The sequence below is a fragment of the Flavobacterium aquidurense genome (assembly GCF_001404985.1).
In the GTDB taxonomy this organism is placed as follows: domain Bacteria; phylum Bacteroidota; class Bacteroidia; order Flavobacteriales; family Flavobacteriaceae; genus Flavobacterium; species Flavobacterium aquidurense_B.
The window spans coordinates 760,852-778,500 of sequence record NZ_JRLF01000015.1 but is presented as its reverse complement, the minus strand read 5'-3'; the positions used below and the strand labels follow the sequence as shown (position 1 = coordinate 778,500).

The following is a 17,649-nucleotide window of genomic DNA, read 5'->3' as shown; positions in this document are numbered from 1 at the left end:
ATAACTGACTTTACTATAAATAAAACAAAGGCATAAGATGCTTGATCTTATGCCTTTTGTTTTATTTTAAATCTAAAAAAACTACTAATATAATTCGTCAAAACTTATTAGCAGTTTTTTCTTTAGATTATATTTTAAAGTGAAGCAGTTTGTTTTTCTGTTTCCCTAACTTTTTGATTCTCTAATATCTTTTGGATAAAAGGTTGTATCTGAGTTTCCAGATCAGATTCTGAAATATCCAGAGCTTTTGGATCTTTGACTAATGCATACCAAGGTTTTGGTTCACCAAACGGATAACTTCCAAAAACAATAACCGGAGTTCCTTTTACTTTTACGTTTTCTTTATCTTTTAAGATCCATTCATCAGCAAATTTGTACAAATATTTAGCGTCGTTTTCTTGTAATCGTAAGCAAGAATGTGATGCAGGATATCCTGGTAATTCATATTCATGAAAACCAACACCAAGTTTGTTCTCAATATTAAAATTCCATTTTAAGTCCCACTCATCATTAAATGTACTGGTTGTTTTTTCGGCTTTCCAATTGGTAAAAAATAATCCGGTTGGAGTTGGATCTTTTTTTCTACCCATATTTGTAGGTCCTGTATATACTAATTCTCCATTTTCGTAAGCAGCAAATGCCTGAGCAGGATAAGAGAAAATAATAACTTTTGAAACTTCTTCTAAAGCACTAACATGCAAAGGAAACGGAAGATAATAAACAATATCTCCTGTAAAATCACCAGGAATTATTACTGAATCCATTTTTGCGAAATTTGCTTTATCAGTTCTGTTTAGAGCATAAGCAATTTTAAGTTTACTGCTGTCAGCTTCATTTGTTTTCAACCATTCTTTTGTTTTCTCAAATTTATAAGAAACTGATTGTGGCTTTTTATATTCGATAGTTTTCTTTGGTTTTGCCTCTTTTTTTACTTCAGTTGATTCACTTTTTTTGCATGAACCTAATAATACTAATACTAATAGTAATAAGATATTGGATGTGTAATATAACTTTTTCATAAACTGGTTTTTTATTACTGTAAAGTTATTTTAATAGTAGCTAACGGAACTTACACAATTTTTTGAATTGTTTGTTTGATTCTCATTTTGTTAAAAAATCAGAAACATTCTTAGTCCATTCTATTTTGTTTTTTATCAGGTAGTTTTCATGTCCCGTATTTTTATAAATGACTAGTTTTTTATATCCATTTAAATTACTGTAAATTTCATCGGTTTCTTTTCTGGTTACACTTTTGTCTTTTTCTCCATATAATAATAGAGTGGGGCAAGTTATATTTTTTGCAAATGTTGCTGGATTATGACTAAATCCCCAAAATCCGTTTTGAATGCCGCCCCAAAAAACTAAAATTCCAGCCATTGGAAAGTTTGGTACGTTCATTTTATTAAATCTCGCACAAACTGTTTCGTACATGGAACCAAACGGACATTCAATGATTATCCCTTTTGGTTTTATTTTATAATCGGTAATGGATTTCATGATTGCTACAGCACCCATTGAAGTACCAAATAAATAGATATTTTTTTCTCCTGATTGAGTTAAATAATCAAATACGCTCTTTACTTCCTGAGCTTCTTTGTAGCCAATTGTAGTTTGATTTCCTTCTGAATTACCACTTCCCATAAAATCAACAAGTATAGTACTGAAGCCGAGTTTTATAAATTCATTTGATTTATCTATCATTGAAGATTTTTCGGCGCCATAACCATGAAACAGAATAATTGTTCCTTTTGATTTTTGGTTTTTAATTAACCAACATTCAATTTTTTTGTTACTTTTTAGTTTTATGGTTTGATATTTTTGAAGCGGAAACTTTGTGTTTTTTGGTTTGGGATTATTGACCCCAAAAATTAAAGTTTTGGTTTTTTCAAACGAAGATAATCTTTCGGGGCTCTTAGTTTTTATTGATCCATTTTCTGCAAAATGAGTGAATTTATAAGCATGAATAAAAGCTATAATATTAATTATTATAAAAATAATGGCTACTATTAGGATAAAATTTCTCCGATTTTTAAAAACCTTCATTCTATTTTGTATCAATTAATTTCAAGATATGTTCGAGTTCTGTGTAAGACATAATATTTGTTTTGCTTATTATTCTTCAATAAAATTATTTAAAATTTGGGGTGTTGAAAATTTAATCAGTCTTTATCAAAAATAAATAATAATCCTAAATAAGGTTTTTTATTTTAGCATGTTGCAATAATAAAATAGTTTTAGCATCTGTAATTTCACCGGATTCAATCATAGAATATGCTTCATCAAAAGTATATTCAAGCACTTCAATGTTTTCTTGTTCAGCATCTAATCCTCCACCATCATTTACTTTCATCGTTTCATCGTATTCGCCAACAAAAAGATATAAAATCTCTGTGACAGAACCCGGAGACATATAAGTTTCTATAACTTTTTCGACTTTTTTTAGACGATAACCTGTTTCTTCTTCAGTTTCACGAATAACAGCATCCTCTGCATTGTCCTGATCCAAAAGTCCTGCACAAACCTCGATCATCATTCCGGTTTTATTTCCGTTAAGATAAGTAGGCAGTCTAAATTGTCTAGTTAGGATTACCGTTTTTTTAGAGGAGTTGTATAGTAAAATAGCAGCTCCATTGCCACGGTCGTAGACTTCACGAATATGAGATTCTACTTTACCATCTTTCTTTTGATAATCAAAAGTTACTTTGTTTAGTATATACCAATTGTCTGAAAGCAATTTTGTTTCCGTAACTTTAATTTCTGGATTTCTCATGATTAGAAATGTTTTGTATAAAAAAACGCTCTGGTTATCAGAGCGTTTAGAGGTGTTATTTTGTTATTGTTTGTTTTCTGTCCGGTCCAACAGAAACAATCTTAATTGGCACTCCAACTTCTTCTTCAATAAACTCAATATATTCTTTTAGCTCGATAGGTAATTGATCGTAAGTTGTCAATCCTGTTAAATCAGCTTGCCATCCTTTAAATTCTTTATAAACAGGAGTTACGTTTTCCGGCTCGATGTTATAAGGAAAGTGAGAAATGTTTTGTCCTTTGTAGTTGTACTCTGTACAAACTTTTAAAGTTTCAAATCCTGAAAGAACGTCACCTTTCATCATCATTAATTGTGTAACACCGTTTACCTGAACTGCATATTTTAAAGCTACAAGATCTAACCATCCACAACGTCTTTGTCTTCCTGTAACAGATCCAAATTCGTTACCAACTCTTGCCATTGTTGCACCAACTTCGTCAAAAAGTTCCGTTGGGAAAGGTCCGCTACCAACACGAGTTACATAAGCTTTGAAAATTCCGTATACTTCCTTGATTTTGTTAGGAGCAATTCCTAAACCTGTACAAGCTCCGGCGGCAGTAGTATTTGAAGAAGTTACGAAAGGATAAGTTCCAAAATCAACATCTAATAATGATCCCTGAGCTCCTTCGCATAAAATAGATTTACCAGCTTTTTGAGCTTGGTACATATATTCTTCACTGTCAATAAAGTCTAATTTTTTTAATTCTTCGATAGCTTCAAAAAATTCTTTTTCAAGCTCTGCTAAATTATATTGAATCGCTACGTCATAAAAAGCAATCATAGCTTCATGTTTGTCTGCCAATGCTCTGTAACGCTCTTTAAAATCTTCTAATTCGATATCACCAACACGTAAACCGTTTCTACCGGTTTTGTCCATATAAGTTGGTCCAATTCCTTTTAGGGTAGAACCAATTTTTGCTTTTCCTTTTGATGCCTCAGATGCTGCATCCAGTAAACGGTGAGTTGGTAAAATTAAATGTGCTTTTCTTGAAATGATCAATTTGCTTTTGATGTCAAGGTTAAATTTCTCCAAACCTTCAATTTCTTTTTGAAAAACTACCGGATCTATTACAACACCATTACCAATGATGTTTATTGAATTTTTATGAAAAATTCCAGAAGGAATGGTTCTAAGTACATGTTTGATTCCGTCAAATTCTAATGTATGTCCTGCGTTTGGTCCTCCTTGAAAACGTGCAATAATATCATAATTAGAGGTAAGAACGTCAACAATTTTCCCTTTACCTTCATCTCCCCATTGTAATCCTAGTAATAAATCTACGGTCATTCTGTTTTAATTTGCGTTGGGGCAATTTGAGTTGCCCTACTGATTAATGTAGTTAATTTTCTTTTTTTTTATTTTTAAATAATGCCTTTTGAGGATTATTGCTTTTGTTTTTTGTTTCCGTAGAAATAAAGTGAATGATTCGTAATTTCGATATCAAATATTTCTTCGATTGTTTTTTTGATGGTTTGAATTCTTGGATCGCAAAATTCTATTACTTCACCAGAATCAGTCATGATAATGTGATCATGCTGTTTATCAAAATATGATTTTTCGTAGTAAGCCTGATTTTGTCCAAATTGATGTTTTCTAACCAAAGCGCAGTCTAGCAATAACTCGATCGTGTTGTATAATGTAGCTCTACTAACACGATAGTTCTTGTTTTTCATTTTGATATATAAGTTTTCTATGTCAAAATGCTCTTCGCTATCGTAAATTTCCTGAAGTATAGCATAACGCTCAGGAGTTTTGCGATGCCCTTTTTGCTCAAGATACATTGTAAAAACATTTTTTACAATTTCTTGATTCTTAGTGTTGTCAGTTGAAATGAGTGTCATATCCGGCAAAGATAATTTTTTATTTTTAATGAATAAAAGTTTCGGGTTTAAAGTTTAACGTTAAGGTCTGTATTTGATTCTTTGTAATGCATCAAATACAGGCATTTACAGCATTAAATTTTAATAAGTTCCAAGGAACTTAATTAACATAATTATTTTTATTTATGATAAAACTAACATTTTTTTACTTCGTTTTTGTCATATACATGTACCAATTCCATTCCCAGGTTTTTCCGTTGTCATCAGACATGGCCTGGCTCCATACAGGATTGTTTTCGTCTCTGGCATCCCATCGAAAAACTTGTAAAACATCTTTGTCTTCAAAAATATCTTTAGAGAAAAAATGTCCCACCTTGTTTTCAAAAGAGCCAATTACAGGTCTGTCTAAAGTTCCTGTATTTGAATCTGCCCAATAAATACTCCACAATCTTGTTGCAGGGTTAAACAATCGAACGGTCATTCCTTCAAAAGGTTCACCGTCAAAAGTGGCCAGGAAATTATCAATATTGCCAATTCCGTTTAAAATCTTGTACATTTCCTGAGTAGAAGAAAACTCAAGCCATTCGGTACAATTTGCAAACCTCTTTTTTAATTTTTTGTTCCGAATAACTGATTTTCCCTGAAAAAAATCAAAATCATCTTTTGACGAAGATTCAGAAGCAACAATTGAAAGTTCTCCGTTTTCGCCAAAATTTACTTTAGGGATTTCTATTTCTAAGGAAATGCTTTTCATGAAAAAAATATTTATATCAATAATTTAAGCAAAATAGTCACGATATAGTGTTCTTTTTTTGACTTTAAAGCTTTAAACTTCGACTGATTTATGTTCTGTATTCTCTTGTAACTTTATCAACTCCGTCAATTTTTTTGATAGCATTGATCATTTTTTTCAAAATAGTATTGTTTTGAACAATTACTGCAATCTGACCATGAAAAATTCCGGCATCTGTGCTTAACGAAATACTTTGAATATTCACGCTCATGTTGTTCGAAATAACTCTTGTCAATTGATTTGTAAGTCCCAAAACATCCATTCCGGTTATGTTTATAATGGCTTTGAATTCTTCCTGAGAAGAGTCTATCCATTTGGCGCTCATAATTCTGTAAGCATAATTTGATTGCATTCCGATAGCGTTTGGACAATCTTTTTTATGAACTTTAATTCCTTCGTTTATAGTTACAAAACCAAAAACATCATCACCCGGAATCGGATTACAGCAAGGCGAAAGTTTGTAATCTAATTTATCATGCTCAGTTCCAAAAACCAGCATATCATAATTACTGCTGATAACGGGTTTGTGAATATCATCAGCGGCTGTTGTATCTTTATTTCTTTTGATTTTATTTTTAAAGAAATTGATAAACGTATTGCCTTTTTGGGCTGCATAATCTTTTAATTGCTGATTTTCTATAGCGCCAATACCAACTCTGTAAAATAGATCTAAACTTGTTTTTAGTTTAAAAAAGTTGACCAATTCATTGATGACTTGTTCGCTGATAGTTATTTTTAAATGGCGAAGTTTTCTGGTAAGTAATTCTTTTCCTTCTTCAGCAATTTTTTTGGTGTTCTCATTAAGAACGTTTTTGATCTTATTTTTAGCTCTTGAAGTTGTTACATATTCTAACCAGTTTACGGTTGGTTTTTGATTTGCGGAAGTTATAACTTCGACCTGATCGCCACTTTTTAGTTCATGATTTAGCGGAACCAAACGTCCGTTTACACGTGTTCCTCTGGTTTTTATTCCAATTTCTGAGTGAATGCTAAACGCAAAATCAAGTGAAGTGGCGCCTTTTGGCAGAGATTTTATTTCCCCTTTTGGAGTAAATACGAAGATTTCTTTAGAATATAAATTCATTTTAAAATCTTCTACAAAGTCAACCGCATTGGTTTCCTGATTTTCAAGTGCTTCACGAAGTAAATTCAGCCAGACATCTAAACCGCTTTCTTCTGTCGCCCCATTTTTGTATTTATAATGTGCGGCATATCCTTTCTCTGCAATTTCATCCATACGCTCGCTTCGAACCTGTACTTCAACCCATCGGCCTTTTGGTCCCATAACAGTAATATGCAAAGCTTCATACCCGGTTGATTTGGGAGATGAAATCCAGTCACGCAAACGGCTTGGGCTTGGTCTGTAATGATCTGTTACAATAGAATAAATTTTCCAGGCGACAAATTTCTCATCGTGTGGATCTGATTTATAAACTATTCTTAAAGCGAATTTGTCATAAACTTCATCGAAACTCACATTTTGAGCACGCATTTTTCGGCGAATCGAATAAATAGATTTCGGGCGCCCTTTTATAATGTAATCAATGCCTTCATTATCTAAAGATTTCTTCAATACATCCGAAATGTCTTTGATGTAAGCATCTTGTTCTTCTTTTGTTTCTCTTATTTTGCTTACAATATCATTGTAAACAGCGGGTTCTGTATATTTTAAACCTAGGTCTTCGAGTTTAGTTTTAATATTGTAAAGTCCTAAACGGTGGGCGAGGGGAGCATAAATATAAAGCGTTTCCGAGGCAATTTTAGTTTGTTTGTATTCTGCCATCGAATCCATGGTTTGCATATTATGCAAGCGATCTGCCAGTTTAATCAGTATTACACGAACATCATCGTTCAGTGTAAGAATCATTTTTCTAAAATTTTCTGCCTGCATGGAGGCATTCAGATCTTTTTGAACCAGGGAAATTTTTGTTAATCCTTCAACTAACTGAGCCACTTTTGGGTTGAATAATCGTTCGATATCTTCGACAGTTATTGGAGTGTCTTCAACAACATCATGCAATAAAGCCGCAGCAATAGAGGTTGCTCCTAAACCTATTTCAGAAGCTACAATTTTTGCAACTGCAATAGGATGAAAGATATACGCTTCACCAGATTTACGTCTTTGTTCTTTATGTGCGTCTACTGCAACATCAAATGCTTTCCGGATTAATTTTTTATCAGTAGGACTTAAAGTCTGATAACTGATGCGAAGTAATTCTTTATACTCTTGGGCAATTGCTTTATTTTCTTTTTCAATATCTATTTCTATCATAACGGCATAGTTCAAGTACTAAAAATAGCAATAAGTTTGAACATACACAAGGGAATAGAGGGTTGATTTTATATTTTATATTTTGGATTTTAGAGGGGAGATTCTTGAATTTTTCTGAGTTTGATTGAATGCAGGTGTAGTCCCTAACGGGACAAAAAAAGGGGAGACAGAATCTACATATTGGTAGAAAACAAAATAGTTTATGTAGATAATTTAGTTAAAACCCCTTTGACGTTTGGCTTCAAAAATTAAAATAGCAGCTGCCACTGAAACATTCATACTGTCAATTTCACCCTGCATTGGGATAATAATATTCTGAGTTGCTGCATCGCGCCAGTCCTGCGTTAATCCGGTAGCTTCAGTACCCACAACCAATGCGGTTGGAGTAGTAAAATCCTGTGTATGATATGATGTCGAGTTTTGTAAAGTTGCACAGTAAAAATCAATCTTTTTTTCTTTCAAAAATGCGATAATTTCAGCTGTTGTTCCCGTAGCAATTTGGTTTGTAAACAAACAGCCAACACTTGAGCGAACAATATTTGGGTTGTATAAATCACTTTTTGGGTTTGCGATCAAAACGGCGTCCAGATTTGCAGCATCGGCCGTACGTAAAAGTGCACCAATATTTCCTGGTTTTTCTGGTGCTTCTGCAACTATAATCAATGGATTATCAGATAATTTTAAATCAGATAGCAACATCGATTTGGTTTTGGCTATAGCCAAAATACCTTCGGTCGTATCGCGATACGCTAGTTTTTGGTAAACTTCTTTATTAATTTCGATTAACTGAACTGGTGAATTAACCAATTTATTAATTTCATTTTCAGTTACTAATTCGGGTAGGAATAAAACGGTTTCTATTTCGTAACCGCCTTTTATGGCTAATGAAATTTCACGTAATCCTTCAATCAAAAATGTTCCGGTTTGTTTTCTGGCTTTTACTTTTTCCTGCAGTAAAACAAGTGATTTTATAAACGGATTTTGTATTGAGGTAATTTGTTTCATTCTGAAAGTTACTGAGTTTCTAAGGCGCTAAGATACTGAGTTTTTTTGTAAAGTTACAAAGGTTCAGAGGGACAAAGATTCAGAGGCTTTTTTCTGCAAGAGTTTCATGATGTCTTTGGTTAGTAATTATTGAATTTACTTTAACCAATCTGTTAATCGAGACACATAGCTAACCATCCATAAGAACAAATGAATTTCTAAATGATTTTCAGTAAAATTGATTTCAAAAACATATCTGTCAGCTTGGTTTTGTGGCTGCTTAATAAAATTTAGAAAATATTTGTATTTTTCTTCAGATTCAAAGTCTTCTTTTTTGAGTAAATTTACACGTTTCATTAAATCAAAATAATTATTTCGATCAACTGTTTTATCTAGGTTATATTGATTGTGTGATTTTTGAGGGAATGATTTAAGGTCAGCGATTAAATTCAGTCTAATACTCATCATTTTTATTCTATAAAATTAAAATTATAAGAATTACAAAGGTATTATGTTTTGAATAGAATTTTTAATATGTTCTCAACACTTTATGGTTATAACTTAGTGAATTATAAGTGCCAAATCTTAATGTTTTATTGAATTAGAAATAAAAAAGTTAACCACAAATTTCACAAATTTTCGCAAATTTTTATTCGCTAAAGCGAAATATTAATTCGTAATAATTTGTGAAATTCATGGCAAAATATCTATTCTTCTGTAGGGTTGTTTTCTTCTAATAAAGCAGTTTCTTCTTCTTGAGGTCTTGTTGTTACCTGATCTTTTTTGCCAAAGAAAAATTTTCTAACAGCTGCGAATCCTGCTGCAATCGCTAAAAAAATGATTTTACCAAATTTTGCCAGAATAGCAAAGAATCCCACTTTTGCCAACACTTTTCCAGCCACTAATCCGCCAATAGTCCATGCTGCAACTGTATCTGTATCAGCGTCAAAGTCCAGATATTTGTGTCCGTCATTGAATTCTACACTTTTTAAGATTCCCGGAATACTCGCTTTTACTTCTGCAAGTTCGCTCATTCCGGCAACTGCAGAAATATTATACATTCCTTTTCGACCTAAAACTCTTAAATCATAATTCAAAGTATTCGCTTCGTCTTTTCCAAATTTCAGTTCTTTTGCCCAATGCAATACTTTTAGAGTACTGTCATAATATGGTTTTGATGCCCAGCCTATTAATTGTACTTCTTCATAACCGCCTTTTTTACGTTCTTCATTTTCTGCCACAACATCTTCTTTCATGGTTTTAAGCAAATCATCGTAGTCAATATCTCCTGCATCATCATCTTTTACAAAACCATCTCCCTGATAACTAATTACAAACATCCAGCTGTTGCTGTGTGTAACGCCTTTTCCGTCAGGTACGAGAGATCCTAAAACGGTTTTATCTTCAGGATTCCCCCATAAATTGCTTAAGACATTCTGTGTTTGTTCTGCATTCAGAAATTTAAATCCCTTAGGAACATTAAGCGTTCCTTCACCTTCGGCTAAACTGATTTTTCCAGTTTCGTATTTAAATGATTTTTCGACTTTGTCATAATAAGCAGCAATAGTATCGTTTTTTTGCGCTATTATTTTAGGAATGAAAATAGAAATTAAAAAAAGAAATAGTAACGTTTTTTTCATTTGAATAAATTGGTTTTGGTTGATTATTATTTTGGTTGTTTCAATTATTTCTGAAATACTTCTGTGATCTCATTCGCAACAGGATGCGACGTTGTAAAAGTATATCCCATGATTTTTGCAATGGTTTGGGCAATTTGTTTTTGATACAATTGCGATTCGGTTTTGATTTCGCCTTTTGCCGCAATTTCTGGTCCAATTGCTGCAAACCAAATTTGTGATGCACCAACAACATCAGCTCCATGATCTGTCCATTGTGCTTTTGTTTTGTCTCCGCGGCCATGATCTACCGTGATTAGTAGTGTAGTTTTGTTTTTGTATTGCGGATCATTTTGTACAAAATCCCAGATTTCCTTAATCCATTTGTCTACTTGGTTTGCAGCGTCAAGATAGGATCTGTAATGTCCGGAATGTGCCCATTCATCAGTTTCTCCGTAGGCGATATAAAGTACTTTTGGTTTCTTGGTTTTCAATTCATCCAAAGCTTGGTAATGCGTAAAAACATCTAAACATTCATCTTCATGAAAAGGTTTAAATGAATTATTTCGCATTTCATTTAATAATTTCTGAGTTGCTGTTGGTTTATTTCCTCCCACATTATCAAAAGCAGAAATTACCGGGAATCCACTTCTTTCTTCATTTAAGATTCTGTCAAAAGCATCCCACGCACCAAAAGCGGCAACTTTTCCTTTTAGTTTTGATTGCTGGTTTAAAAACTCCAAAACATTTATATTTGGATTCGCTTTATAACTATTAGAATTCACCGCAACATCTACATTTCCTGTCATGATTTCGCTATATCCCGGATAACTAAACCAGTATGGATTTGAAACATCTACTTTATTACCCAAATCACGATTGCCATAAATTTGCCCTTTTTCAGCAATTTTTGACCATAAAAAAGGCATGATTTTTTTTCGGGATTCCCGGAAGTCAGAACCTGCATATTTTTTATAAATATAAGTGCTGTCGCCCTGATTAAATTTTTTATCATTAGCAATTGCAGCATCTATTCCCTTAAAAATTTCCTGCCATCTAAAACCGTCTGTAGTGATAACGATAATGTTTTCTGTTTTTTGTGCCTGAGATTTATAGCTTAATAAAATGAACAGAATTAGGATTGACTTTTTCATTTTTTATTAATTTGAAATTACATTGATTCGTTAGAATTTGTTTCAAAACTACTTAATTTAATTAATCAATTTTTACGTGATAACGTAATGTAACTATAAATTAATACAAGGTAAAAATTACAAAATCCCTCTTGCTTTAATCTCTAAATATTTATTAATAGTATCTAAAGTCAGATTTTCAGGTTGGGTAAGAACCGAATAAATTCCGTATTTTTTTAGTTCATTTGCGATTAAGCGTTTTTCGAACATGAATTTTTCGGCTATGACTTTATCGTAGATTTCCTGAATTGTATCTGTTTTTTTATTGATGATGCTATTCAGTTCCGTATTACTAAAAAATACGACAACCAATAAATGACTTTTTGCAATTCCTTTTAAGTAAGGTAATTGACGATTTAAACCGTCCATTGTTTCAAAATTGGTATATAGAATAATCAAACTTCTCTGATTGATGTTTTTCTTGATATCAACATATAAACGACTGTAGTCACTTTCGAAAAAATCGGTTTTGATGTTGTATAAAGTCTCCAGGATTTTTTGCATTTGCGAAGATCTTTTCTCAGCAAAAACTCTGTTTTCTACTTTTTTTGAGAAAGCAAAAATTCCGGCTTTGTCTTGTTTTTTCAGAATTACATTTGATAAAACCAAGGTCGAATTTATAGCATAATCTAATAAACTCAAACCATCAAAAGGCATTTGCATTACACGGCCTTTATCAATCGCCATATAAACAGATTGTGATTTTTCGTCCTGAAATTGATTAACCATTAAAGAACTTTTCTTTGCTGTTGCTTTCCAGTTTAAAGTTCTAAGATCATCTCCCTGAACATATTCCTTAATTTGTTCAAATTCCATGGTGTGACCAATACGACGGATTTTTTTGATGCCATATTGATATAGATTATTCGAAAAAGCCAATAAATCATATTTTCTCAACTGCATATAAGACGGGTATGTGGGCACCATTTTATCCTTATCGAAAGAAAATCTTCTCGAAATTAATTTTAAAGGAGAAGAAACATAGACATTCAGATATCCAAAATAATATTCACCTCGTTCTGTTGGGCGCAAATCATAACCAATTTCTTTTTGTTCTGAAGCTTTAATTGTTTTTACAATTTTAAAATCACGTACCTGAAACTGAAACGGAATTTCGTCTATGATTTTAACTGAAATTTTGAAAGTATAATAGTTTTTTATACTGATTGTTACAGGATTTAAATCCCCGTTTGAAAGTTTTTCGGCTGTGATTCTTTCAGCTTCGATTCCGGTTTTTGTTGCATATAAAATTAAAATATCAAGCACTAAAAAAGTGAATAAAATCAAAACCACAAACCAAACGGCATTATATAAATTTGGAAAAATAAAAGCGCAGACAAACATTCCTATAATGCCAAGCAGCATATAGAAGAAGAAGTTATTGAGGTAAAGGCTTTTTATGAATTTCAATTTTAAATATTTTAGTGTTTAGATGAAATTATTTAGAAATATGTTTTTGAATCAAAGCCTTGTAAATAGGCTATTTTCCAAACTCCATTTTCTTTAACTGCAGTTACTTTATATTTAGGAGTTTCTTTCCATTCCGTCCAAGTCCAGTAAAATGTAGCTTTATTATTTTCGACTTTTAGATTGTTTAGTTTCATGGTTTTCCAAAATGCATCAGGATTGTCCTGACAATCGCACCAAGGATTGCTGTCATTCCCATACGGAGGAAGTTCGCCTACAAAATATTCCCATTTATTGGTTTTAAGATTATCTCCAATCTTTAGACCTATTTTATTGTAATTGTCGATAAATTGTTGTGCAAAAAAGTTAGATTTTTTAAGCTCTTCTACTATTTTGTTGTGTGATTTTAAATTTAATCCAACATATTTATCTCCTTTTTTGTTTTCAACAACATCAAAGTCGGTTTGTGTTTTTTTTGTTTCGATCCACTCATAAGCTTTTCTCATCAATGTTTCAAGTTGTTGTTTGTCGCTTAAAAAATATATTGACGTATTTCTATTGCTTAAAGTTTTAGTATTTATTGGTTTAAAACTTACCAATAGCATGCATATAAAAGAAAGGAATAATAATTTAGAAAATTTCATTTTAAAAAAGTTTAATATTTTAAGTGTAATAACTGATAAGTGTCACTGCGACTGAAACTATCGGGGAATTTCTACAGTTTCTATAATTTGCTTAATAATTTCTGAGCTTGTAATTCCTTCCATTTCACGTTCAGGAGCTACAATTACACGATGTTGCAAAACTGGAATTGCGGCTTCTTTAATATCTTCAGGAGTAACAAAATCGCGTCCTCGAATAGCTGCAAAACCTTTTGATGCATTTAGGATTGCGATTGAGGCGCGAGGCGAAGCTCCTAAGTATAAAAAAGCATTTTCGCGCGTGTTAACTACAATTCGGGCAATGTATTCCAGTAGATTTTGCTCGACTCTAATTTGTTTTACCAATCCTTGATATTCTTTTATTTCAGCTGCAGAAAGTATCGTTTTTATCGCTTCTAATTTTCCGTGATCCTGCAATAAATGCTCTCTTTGAATGATTAGAATTTCTTCGTTAAGCTTAGGATAATCAATTGTGATTTTGAATAAAAAACGATCTAATTGTGCTTCCGGTAAACGATATGTTCCTTCCTGCTCAATTGGGTTTTGTGTGGCAATAACCAAAAATGGTGTTTCGAGCTGATAAGCAAATCCGTCAATTGTGATCTGGCGCTCCTCCATAACTTCAAAAAGTGCAGCTTGTGTTTTGGCAGGCGCACGATTGATTTCGTCAATTAAAATTAAATTCGAAAATACAGGGCCTTTCTTAAACTCAAATTCTGAAGTTTTAAGATTGAAAATCGAAGTTCCTAAGATATCAGACGGCATTAAATCTGGTGTAAACTGAATTCGGCTAAAGCCTATATTCAATGTTTTAGATAATAATTTTGCTGTAATTGTTTTAGCAACTCCAGGAACACCTTCTAGTAAAACGTGACCGTTTGATAAAATGGCAACCAAAAGCTGATCGATCATTTTATGCTGTCCTACAATCACAGTTTCCAGTTCTTTTTTGATACTGTTTACATGATCTAAAAGCGGCGCTAAATTTATTCTGGTTTCAAAATTCACATTTTCATTTGTGATTTCGTTTTGTGTTGTATTGATATCGTCCATGTTTGGTCTGTTTTCTTTTATAGTTTGATTACTTTTTGTCATTTCGACGGAGGAGAAATCACATCCAATATTCCGCACCGTTTTTTCTCTTTGTGCTATTTTACTTGTGTTCTCTTCGTGTGTGATTTCTCCTTCGTCGAAATGACAAGAAATCGTATTTTTTTATCTAATGTATAATCTTTTCTATTGCATTATTAATTCTAATTAAATCTTCTTCAAGACTTCCGTGATAACTGTTTCGGTGTTCGTTGATCAAAAATACAAGTTCCTGAATATCGGTTACACTTTTTCCTGTTTTATGATGTAATTTTTGAATAAATGTGTCATCCAGTTTTGTGGTGTCAATCAAATATTCATTTCTTATTTTTTCTAAAAAGTAAATGATCTTTTTATCAATAATATTGTTGTGATCGCCTTCCTGATAATATAAATTCCCGATTGTTTTTGTAAAATCTACAGTTGAATTTGATAAAGGTTTAAGGATAGGTACAATACGTTGTTTTCGCTTGGCATTAAAAATAATAAAAATCAACATTCCGATTAAAAAGAAATACCATGCCCATTTTAATCCGGGCTGACTTAATATGTATCTTAAGGGTGACTGAGAAATATTTTCATCATTTTGACCTTTGGTGTACCAAAAAACATCCCCTTTTGGCACATACGATAAAATGCTTTCTGCATATTGATAATGATCTGCTTTTAATAAATTAATGTTTGTAAAAGCAACAGGTTGTGTATGCAAATAAAAATATCCGTTTCTGTAAGGAACTTTTATATAATTAATATGCTTTTGTTTTACTCCCTGATATCCCAGAACGGTTGTGTTTAAGGTGTCTATCTTAGAAAAATAATCTTCTAATGTTTGAGAAAATTTATACTTTTTAGTGTTTATTTTTTTATTCGCGAGCCATACAGAAGTATTTCCTGTATTTTGAAAATCAGATTGGACTTCTACTTTTAAAGTGTCGAGTAAATATTTAGGAAAATTTTTCATGCTCAAAAAAGCATTATTTCCATGAGAAACAAAATAAAATATCTCTTTAATAGATTGCTCATCTATTGTATTTGCTTCTGATATATTTATAAAACTGCCTTTTATTTTATAATTTTCTACCAGAGTATCTTCATCATACTTAGAATCTAAGAACTCATAAGGCGTTACGGTTGAGATTCTTTCTACTTTATTATTTTTAAAAAGACCATTGATTTCCTTGTCAAAAACATACAATCCGTAAGGGATTTTGTCATTGACAGAATAGGTTGGGCGCCAATCTATTGGCTTTGGCTGGTCGCGGTCTATTATTAAAATCAAGGTTAAAATAAAAACCAGAACAGCAATGTAAATTTTCATGCTTTTATCCATTACTAAAGGTTTTTATGGCATTCTTAAATCTATTTTCGGCTTTTATAAAGGAGTTTTCATTAATTTCGAATTCACCATACCAAATATAATTATACAAGTATGACAAATAAGTAAACTCTTCTCTATGAGCGGGTTTTTGAAGTTCGTATAAATAATCTGAATTCGTTTTTTCGATATCCCATTCGATATAGCGATTCTGCGCCATTACTTTTAGTAACCACAAATAATAATAGCGAACAGCAATTCTTTTTTCTCCAGATTGAATACTTTCCTGGATTAATTTCTCAAAATCAAGAAGATGAATATTCTTTTCGATATCAGAATAATAGATGTTTCTTTTATTGGAGTTTTTTCCAAAAATCCATTGTCCTTCTTTATTGATCAGGGCTTTTACAATTAAATAGATTACAAAGACTATAATTAAAACAGCTATCGTTCTTAAAAAAACGGTAACAAAATCAACAGAGGTCTGTGCATTTTGTTCTTTAAAAAGGCTTCTGTAAATACGGGCGAGCCATTCGATAAAACGCTGCCAAAGAGATTTTTCTGGTGCTTTTTGTTCGTAAACGAAATCTGATCCGGTATATTTTTTCTTGAAATTTTTAGTGAAGGTTTTGGCTTCTATAGTACTGGAATCAACTTGAATATCTTTTTCTGTATATTTTATAGATGCAACTTTTGGAGGTTCGGCTGTAACCAAAGAATCCTGGGCATGCGAAATGCCGGAAAAGAAGAGGAAAGATATAATGAGGAAAATTTTATTCATTATTACTTCCAATTGATTCAATTTCAGTTGCCGAAATTTTATTTTCTGACCCTAAACTATAGTAGATAATTCCTTGATTAATGACTAGTATGTTATTAAAAATATTGCTCAATACAAGAATTAATACAAAGACTATTGTCAGGAGAATTATAATTACCGGAGAAACCTGAAAAGATGATTTTTCGAAATCAGGATTTGCTATAGCAAAGAAAATAAAGGCAAATATCCCCACAAAATAAAAGAACATAGTAATTGATGCCTGAACCATCTGAATTATAATCATGACAATAAAACTTGCTCCAATCGTAGACCAAAAATCTTCTTTTACTAAAATGTAAGCATGATTTAAAGATTCAAAAAAGCTTTTTTCTTCTGTTAAATAGCTATAATAGCTAAGATGTACAAAAGTAAAAAGAGTAGGAATAGCAACTATAATCAATGGTATGCCCACTAAAGCAAAACAAAGAAAGAACAATGCAATTATAAGTATAAATAATGCAGGCATTACAATAAACAGAAGTCCAATGGTAAACTTAAATATTTTCCAGATAGATTGCCTGAATGTTTTCAGCACCTCTTTTGCCGTAAAATCATTGTTATTTTGTTGGGCTATTAATTTTAAATACAAAATGGGATAAGCGGAATTAAACAGGGAGATAAGTACCAGAATAATAATGGAAACTATTGTAAAGGCCAATATAGCTGGAGAACTCCCTAAGTAATCTAAAAATTGATTGGGATTCGCTTTTTGTACAGCATCATTTGATAGAAACTGAAAATTAAGTTTTAAAAACCAATACATTAAAGCACCGGTAACAAGTAACATAGTGGCATTTATGATAAAAAAGATCTTGAAAAAATGCTTTCCAAAAGTTTTAAAAAAGGTAAAAGAGTCTACTATATAGTC

Annotated in this window: 17 protein-coding genes; all 17 read right to left on the bottom strand. The window is 32.0% G+C overall.

The window, feature by feature from the left end:
- Positions 1–134: 134 nt before the first annotated feature.
- The 17 genes from RC62_RS21865 to RC62_RS21785 all read right to left on the bottom strand — a co-directional run bounded on the left by RC62_RS21865 (position 135) and on the right by RC62_RS21785 (position 17,568).
- On the bottom strand, positions 135–1,019 hold the full coding sequence (locus tag RC62_RS21865) for a L,D-transpeptidase (protein ID WP_055098462.1): 885 nt from the start codon (positions 1,017–1,019) through the stop codon (positions 135–137).
- 82 nt (positions 1,020–1,101) lie between these two features.
- Positions 1,102–2,043 carry an alpha/beta hydrolase gene (locus RC62_RS21860; RefSeq protein WP_055098461.1) on the bottom strand — a complete coding sequence of 314 codons (942 nt, stop codon included), beginning with the start codon at positions 2,041–2,043 and terminating at the stop codon, positions 1,102–1,104.
- 145 nt (positions 2,044–2,188) lie between these two features.
- Positions 2,189–2,770 (bottom strand): NUDIX domain-containing protein, encoded by a 582-nt coding sequence (locus RC62_RS21855; RefSeq protein WP_209435113.1) that lies wholly within the window; start codon positions 2,768–2,770, stop codon positions 2,189–2,191.
- 55 nt (positions 2,771–2,825) lie between these two features.
- A complete protein-coding gene (locus RC62_RS21850) occupies positions 2,826–4,097 on the bottom strand; it encodes an adenylosuccinate synthase (RefSeq protein WP_055098459.1) in 1,272 nt (423 codons plus the stop codon).
- Positions 4,098–4,192: 95 nt separating this feature from the next.
- Positions 4,193–4,651, bottom strand: a complete 459-nt coding sequence (locus RC62_RS21845; RefSeq protein ID WP_026981862.1) for a Fur family transcriptional regulator — start codon at positions 4,649–4,651, stop codon at positions 4,193–4,195.
- Positions 4,652–4,835: 184 nt separating this feature from the next.
- A complete protein-coding gene (locus RC62_RS22810) occupies positions 4,836–5,384 on the bottom strand; it encodes a hypothetical protein (RefSeq protein WP_082421344.1) in 549 nt (182 codons plus the stop codon).
- An 88-nt stretch (positions 5,385–5,472) separates the two neighbouring features.
- Positions 5,473–7,695, bottom strand: a complete 2,223-nt coding sequence (locus tag RC62_RS21835; protein WP_055098458.1) for a RelA/SpoT family protein — start codon at positions 7,693–7,695, stop codon at positions 5,473–5,475.
- Positions 7,696–7,908: 213 nt separating this feature from the next.
- Positions 7,909–8,700, bottom strand: a complete 792-nt coding sequence (locus RC62_RS21830; RefSeq protein WP_055098457.1) for a TrmH family RNA methyltransferase — start codon at positions 8,698–8,700, stop codon at positions 7,909–7,911.
- A gap of 135 nt (positions 8,701–8,835) precedes the next feature.
- Complete coding sequence (locus RC62_RS21825; RefSeq protein WP_055098456.1) at positions 8,836–9,147, bottom strand: hypothetical protein; 312 nt, start codon at positions 9,145–9,147, stop codon at positions 8,836–8,838.
- A gap of 239 nt (positions 9,148–9,386) precedes the next feature.
- On the bottom strand, positions 9,387–10,319 hold the full coding sequence (locus RC62_RS21820; RefSeq protein WP_082421343.1) for a DUF2167 domain-containing protein: 933 nt from the start codon (positions 10,317–10,319) through the stop codon (positions 9,387–9,389).
- Between the two features lie 44 nt (positions 10,320–10,363).
- Positions 10,364–11,449: an alkaline phosphatase family protein gene (locus tag RC62_RS21815; RefSeq protein WP_055098455.1), complete on the bottom strand. Its 1,086-nt coding sequence runs from the start codon at positions 11,447–11,449 to the stop codon at positions 10,364–10,366.
- A 117-nt stretch (positions 11,450–11,566) separates the two neighbouring features.
- Positions 11,567–12,853 carry a DUF58 domain-containing protein gene (locus RC62_RS21810; protein ID WP_055098454.1) on the bottom strand — a complete coding sequence of 429 codons (1,287 nt, stop codon included), beginning with the start codon at positions 12,851–12,853 and terminating at the stop codon, positions 11,567–11,569.
- Between the two features lie 77 nt (positions 12,854–12,930).
- Entirely contained in the window at positions 12,931–13,539 is a 609-nt protein-coding gene (locus RC62_RS21805; protein ID WP_055098453.1) for a hypothetical protein, read from the bottom strand.
- A 57-nt stretch (positions 13,540–13,596) separates the two neighbouring features.
- Positions 13,597–14,610, bottom strand: a complete 1,014-nt coding sequence (locus tag RC62_RS21800; protein WP_055098615.1) for an AAA family ATPase — start codon at positions 14,608–14,610, stop codon at positions 13,597–13,599.
- 166 nt (positions 14,611–14,776) lie between these two features.
- The gene (locus RC62_RS21795; protein ID WP_245176861.1) at positions 14,777–15,964 is read right to left on the bottom strand and encodes a DUF4350 domain-containing protein; all 1,188 of its coding nucleotides are present in this window, start codon (positions 15,962–15,964) and stop codon (positions 14,777–14,779) included.
- A gap of 4 nt (positions 15,965–15,968) precedes the next feature.
- The gene (locus RC62_RS21790) at positions 15,969–16,742 is read right to left on the bottom strand and encodes a hypothetical protein (protein WP_055098451.1); all 774 of its coding nucleotides are present in this window, start codon (positions 16,740–16,742) and stop codon (positions 15,969–15,971) included.
- Complete coding sequence (locus RC62_RS21785) at positions 16,735–17,568, bottom strand: hypothetical protein (protein ID WP_245176860.1); 834 nt, start codon at positions 17,566–17,568, stop codon at positions 16,735–16,737. The genes RC62_RS21790 and RC62_RS21785 overlap by 8 nt, the downstream gene beginning before the upstream one ends.
- Positions 17,569–17,649: the final 81 nt, after the last annotated feature.

Excerpts from the sequence above, each read along its gene's own strand:
- RC62_RS21795 (WP_245176861.1), bottom strand. The coding sequence starts at position 15,964 with ATGAAAATTTACATTGCTGTTCTGGTTTTTATTTTAACCTTGATTTTA.
- RC62_RS21820 (WP_082421343.1), bottom strand. The coding sequence starts at position 10,319 with ATGAAAAAAACGTTACTATTTCTTTTTTTAATTTCTATTTTCATTCCT.
- RC62_RS21790 (WP_055098451.1), bottom strand. The coding sequence starts at position 16,742 with ATGAATAAAATTTTCCTCATTATATCTTTCCTCTTCTTTTCCGGCATT.
- RC62_RS21815 (WP_055098455.1), bottom strand. The coding sequence starts at position 11,449 with ATGAAAAAGTCAATCCTAATTCTGTTCATTTTATTAAGCTATAAATCT.
- RC62_RS21805 (WP_055098453.1), bottom strand. The coding sequence starts at position 13,539 with ATGAAATTTTCTAAATTATTATTCCTTTCTTTTATATGCATGCTATTG.
- RC62_RS21785 (WP_245176860.1), bottom strand. The coding sequence starts at position 17,568 with ATGTTACTTGTTACCGGTGCTTTAATGTATTGGTTTTTAAAACTTAAT.
- RC62_RS21825 (WP_055098456.1), bottom strand. The coding sequence starts at position 9,147 with ATGATGAGTATTAGACTGAATTTAATCGCTGACCTTAAATCATTCCCT.
- RC62_RS21830 (WP_055098457.1), bottom strand. The coding sequence starts at position 8,700 with ATGAAACAAATTACCTCAATACAAAATCCGTTTATAAAATCACTTGTT.
- RC62_RS21860 (WP_055098461.1), bottom strand. The coding sequence starts at position 2,043 with ATGAAGGTTTTTAAAAATCGGAGAAATTTTATCCTAATAGTAGCCATT.
- RC62_RS22810 (WP_082421344.1), bottom strand. The coding sequence starts at position 5,384 with ATGAAAAGCATTTCCTTAGAAATAGAAATCCCTAAAGTAAATTTTGGC.
- RC62_RS21810 (WP_055098454.1), bottom strand. The coding sequence starts at position 12,853 with ATGCTGCTTGGCATTATAGGAATGTTTGTCTGCGCTTTTATTTTTCCA.
- RC62_RS21835 (WP_055098458.1), bottom strand. The coding sequence starts at position 7,695 with ATGATAGAAATAGATATTGAAAAAGAAAATAAAGCAATTGCCCAAGAG.
- RC62_RS21850 (WP_055098459.1), bottom strand. The coding sequence starts at position 4,097 with ATGACCGTAGATTTATTACTAGGATTACAATGGGGAGATGAAGGTAAA.
- RC62_RS21800 (WP_055098615.1), bottom strand. The coding sequence starts at position 14,610 with ATGGACGATATCAATACAACACAAAACGAAATCACAAATGAAAATGTG.
- RC62_RS21855 (WP_209435113.1), bottom strand. The coding sequence starts at position 2,770 with ATGAGAAATCCAGAAATTAAAGTTACGGAAACAAAATTGCTTTCAGAC.
- RC62_RS21865 (WP_055098462.1), bottom strand. The coding sequence starts at position 1,019 with ATGAAAAAGTTATATTACACATCCAATATCTTATTACTATTAGTATTA.
- RC62_RS21845 (WP_026981862.1), bottom strand. The coding sequence starts at position 4,651 with ATGACACTCATTTCAACTGACAACACTAAGAATCAAGAAATTGTAAAA.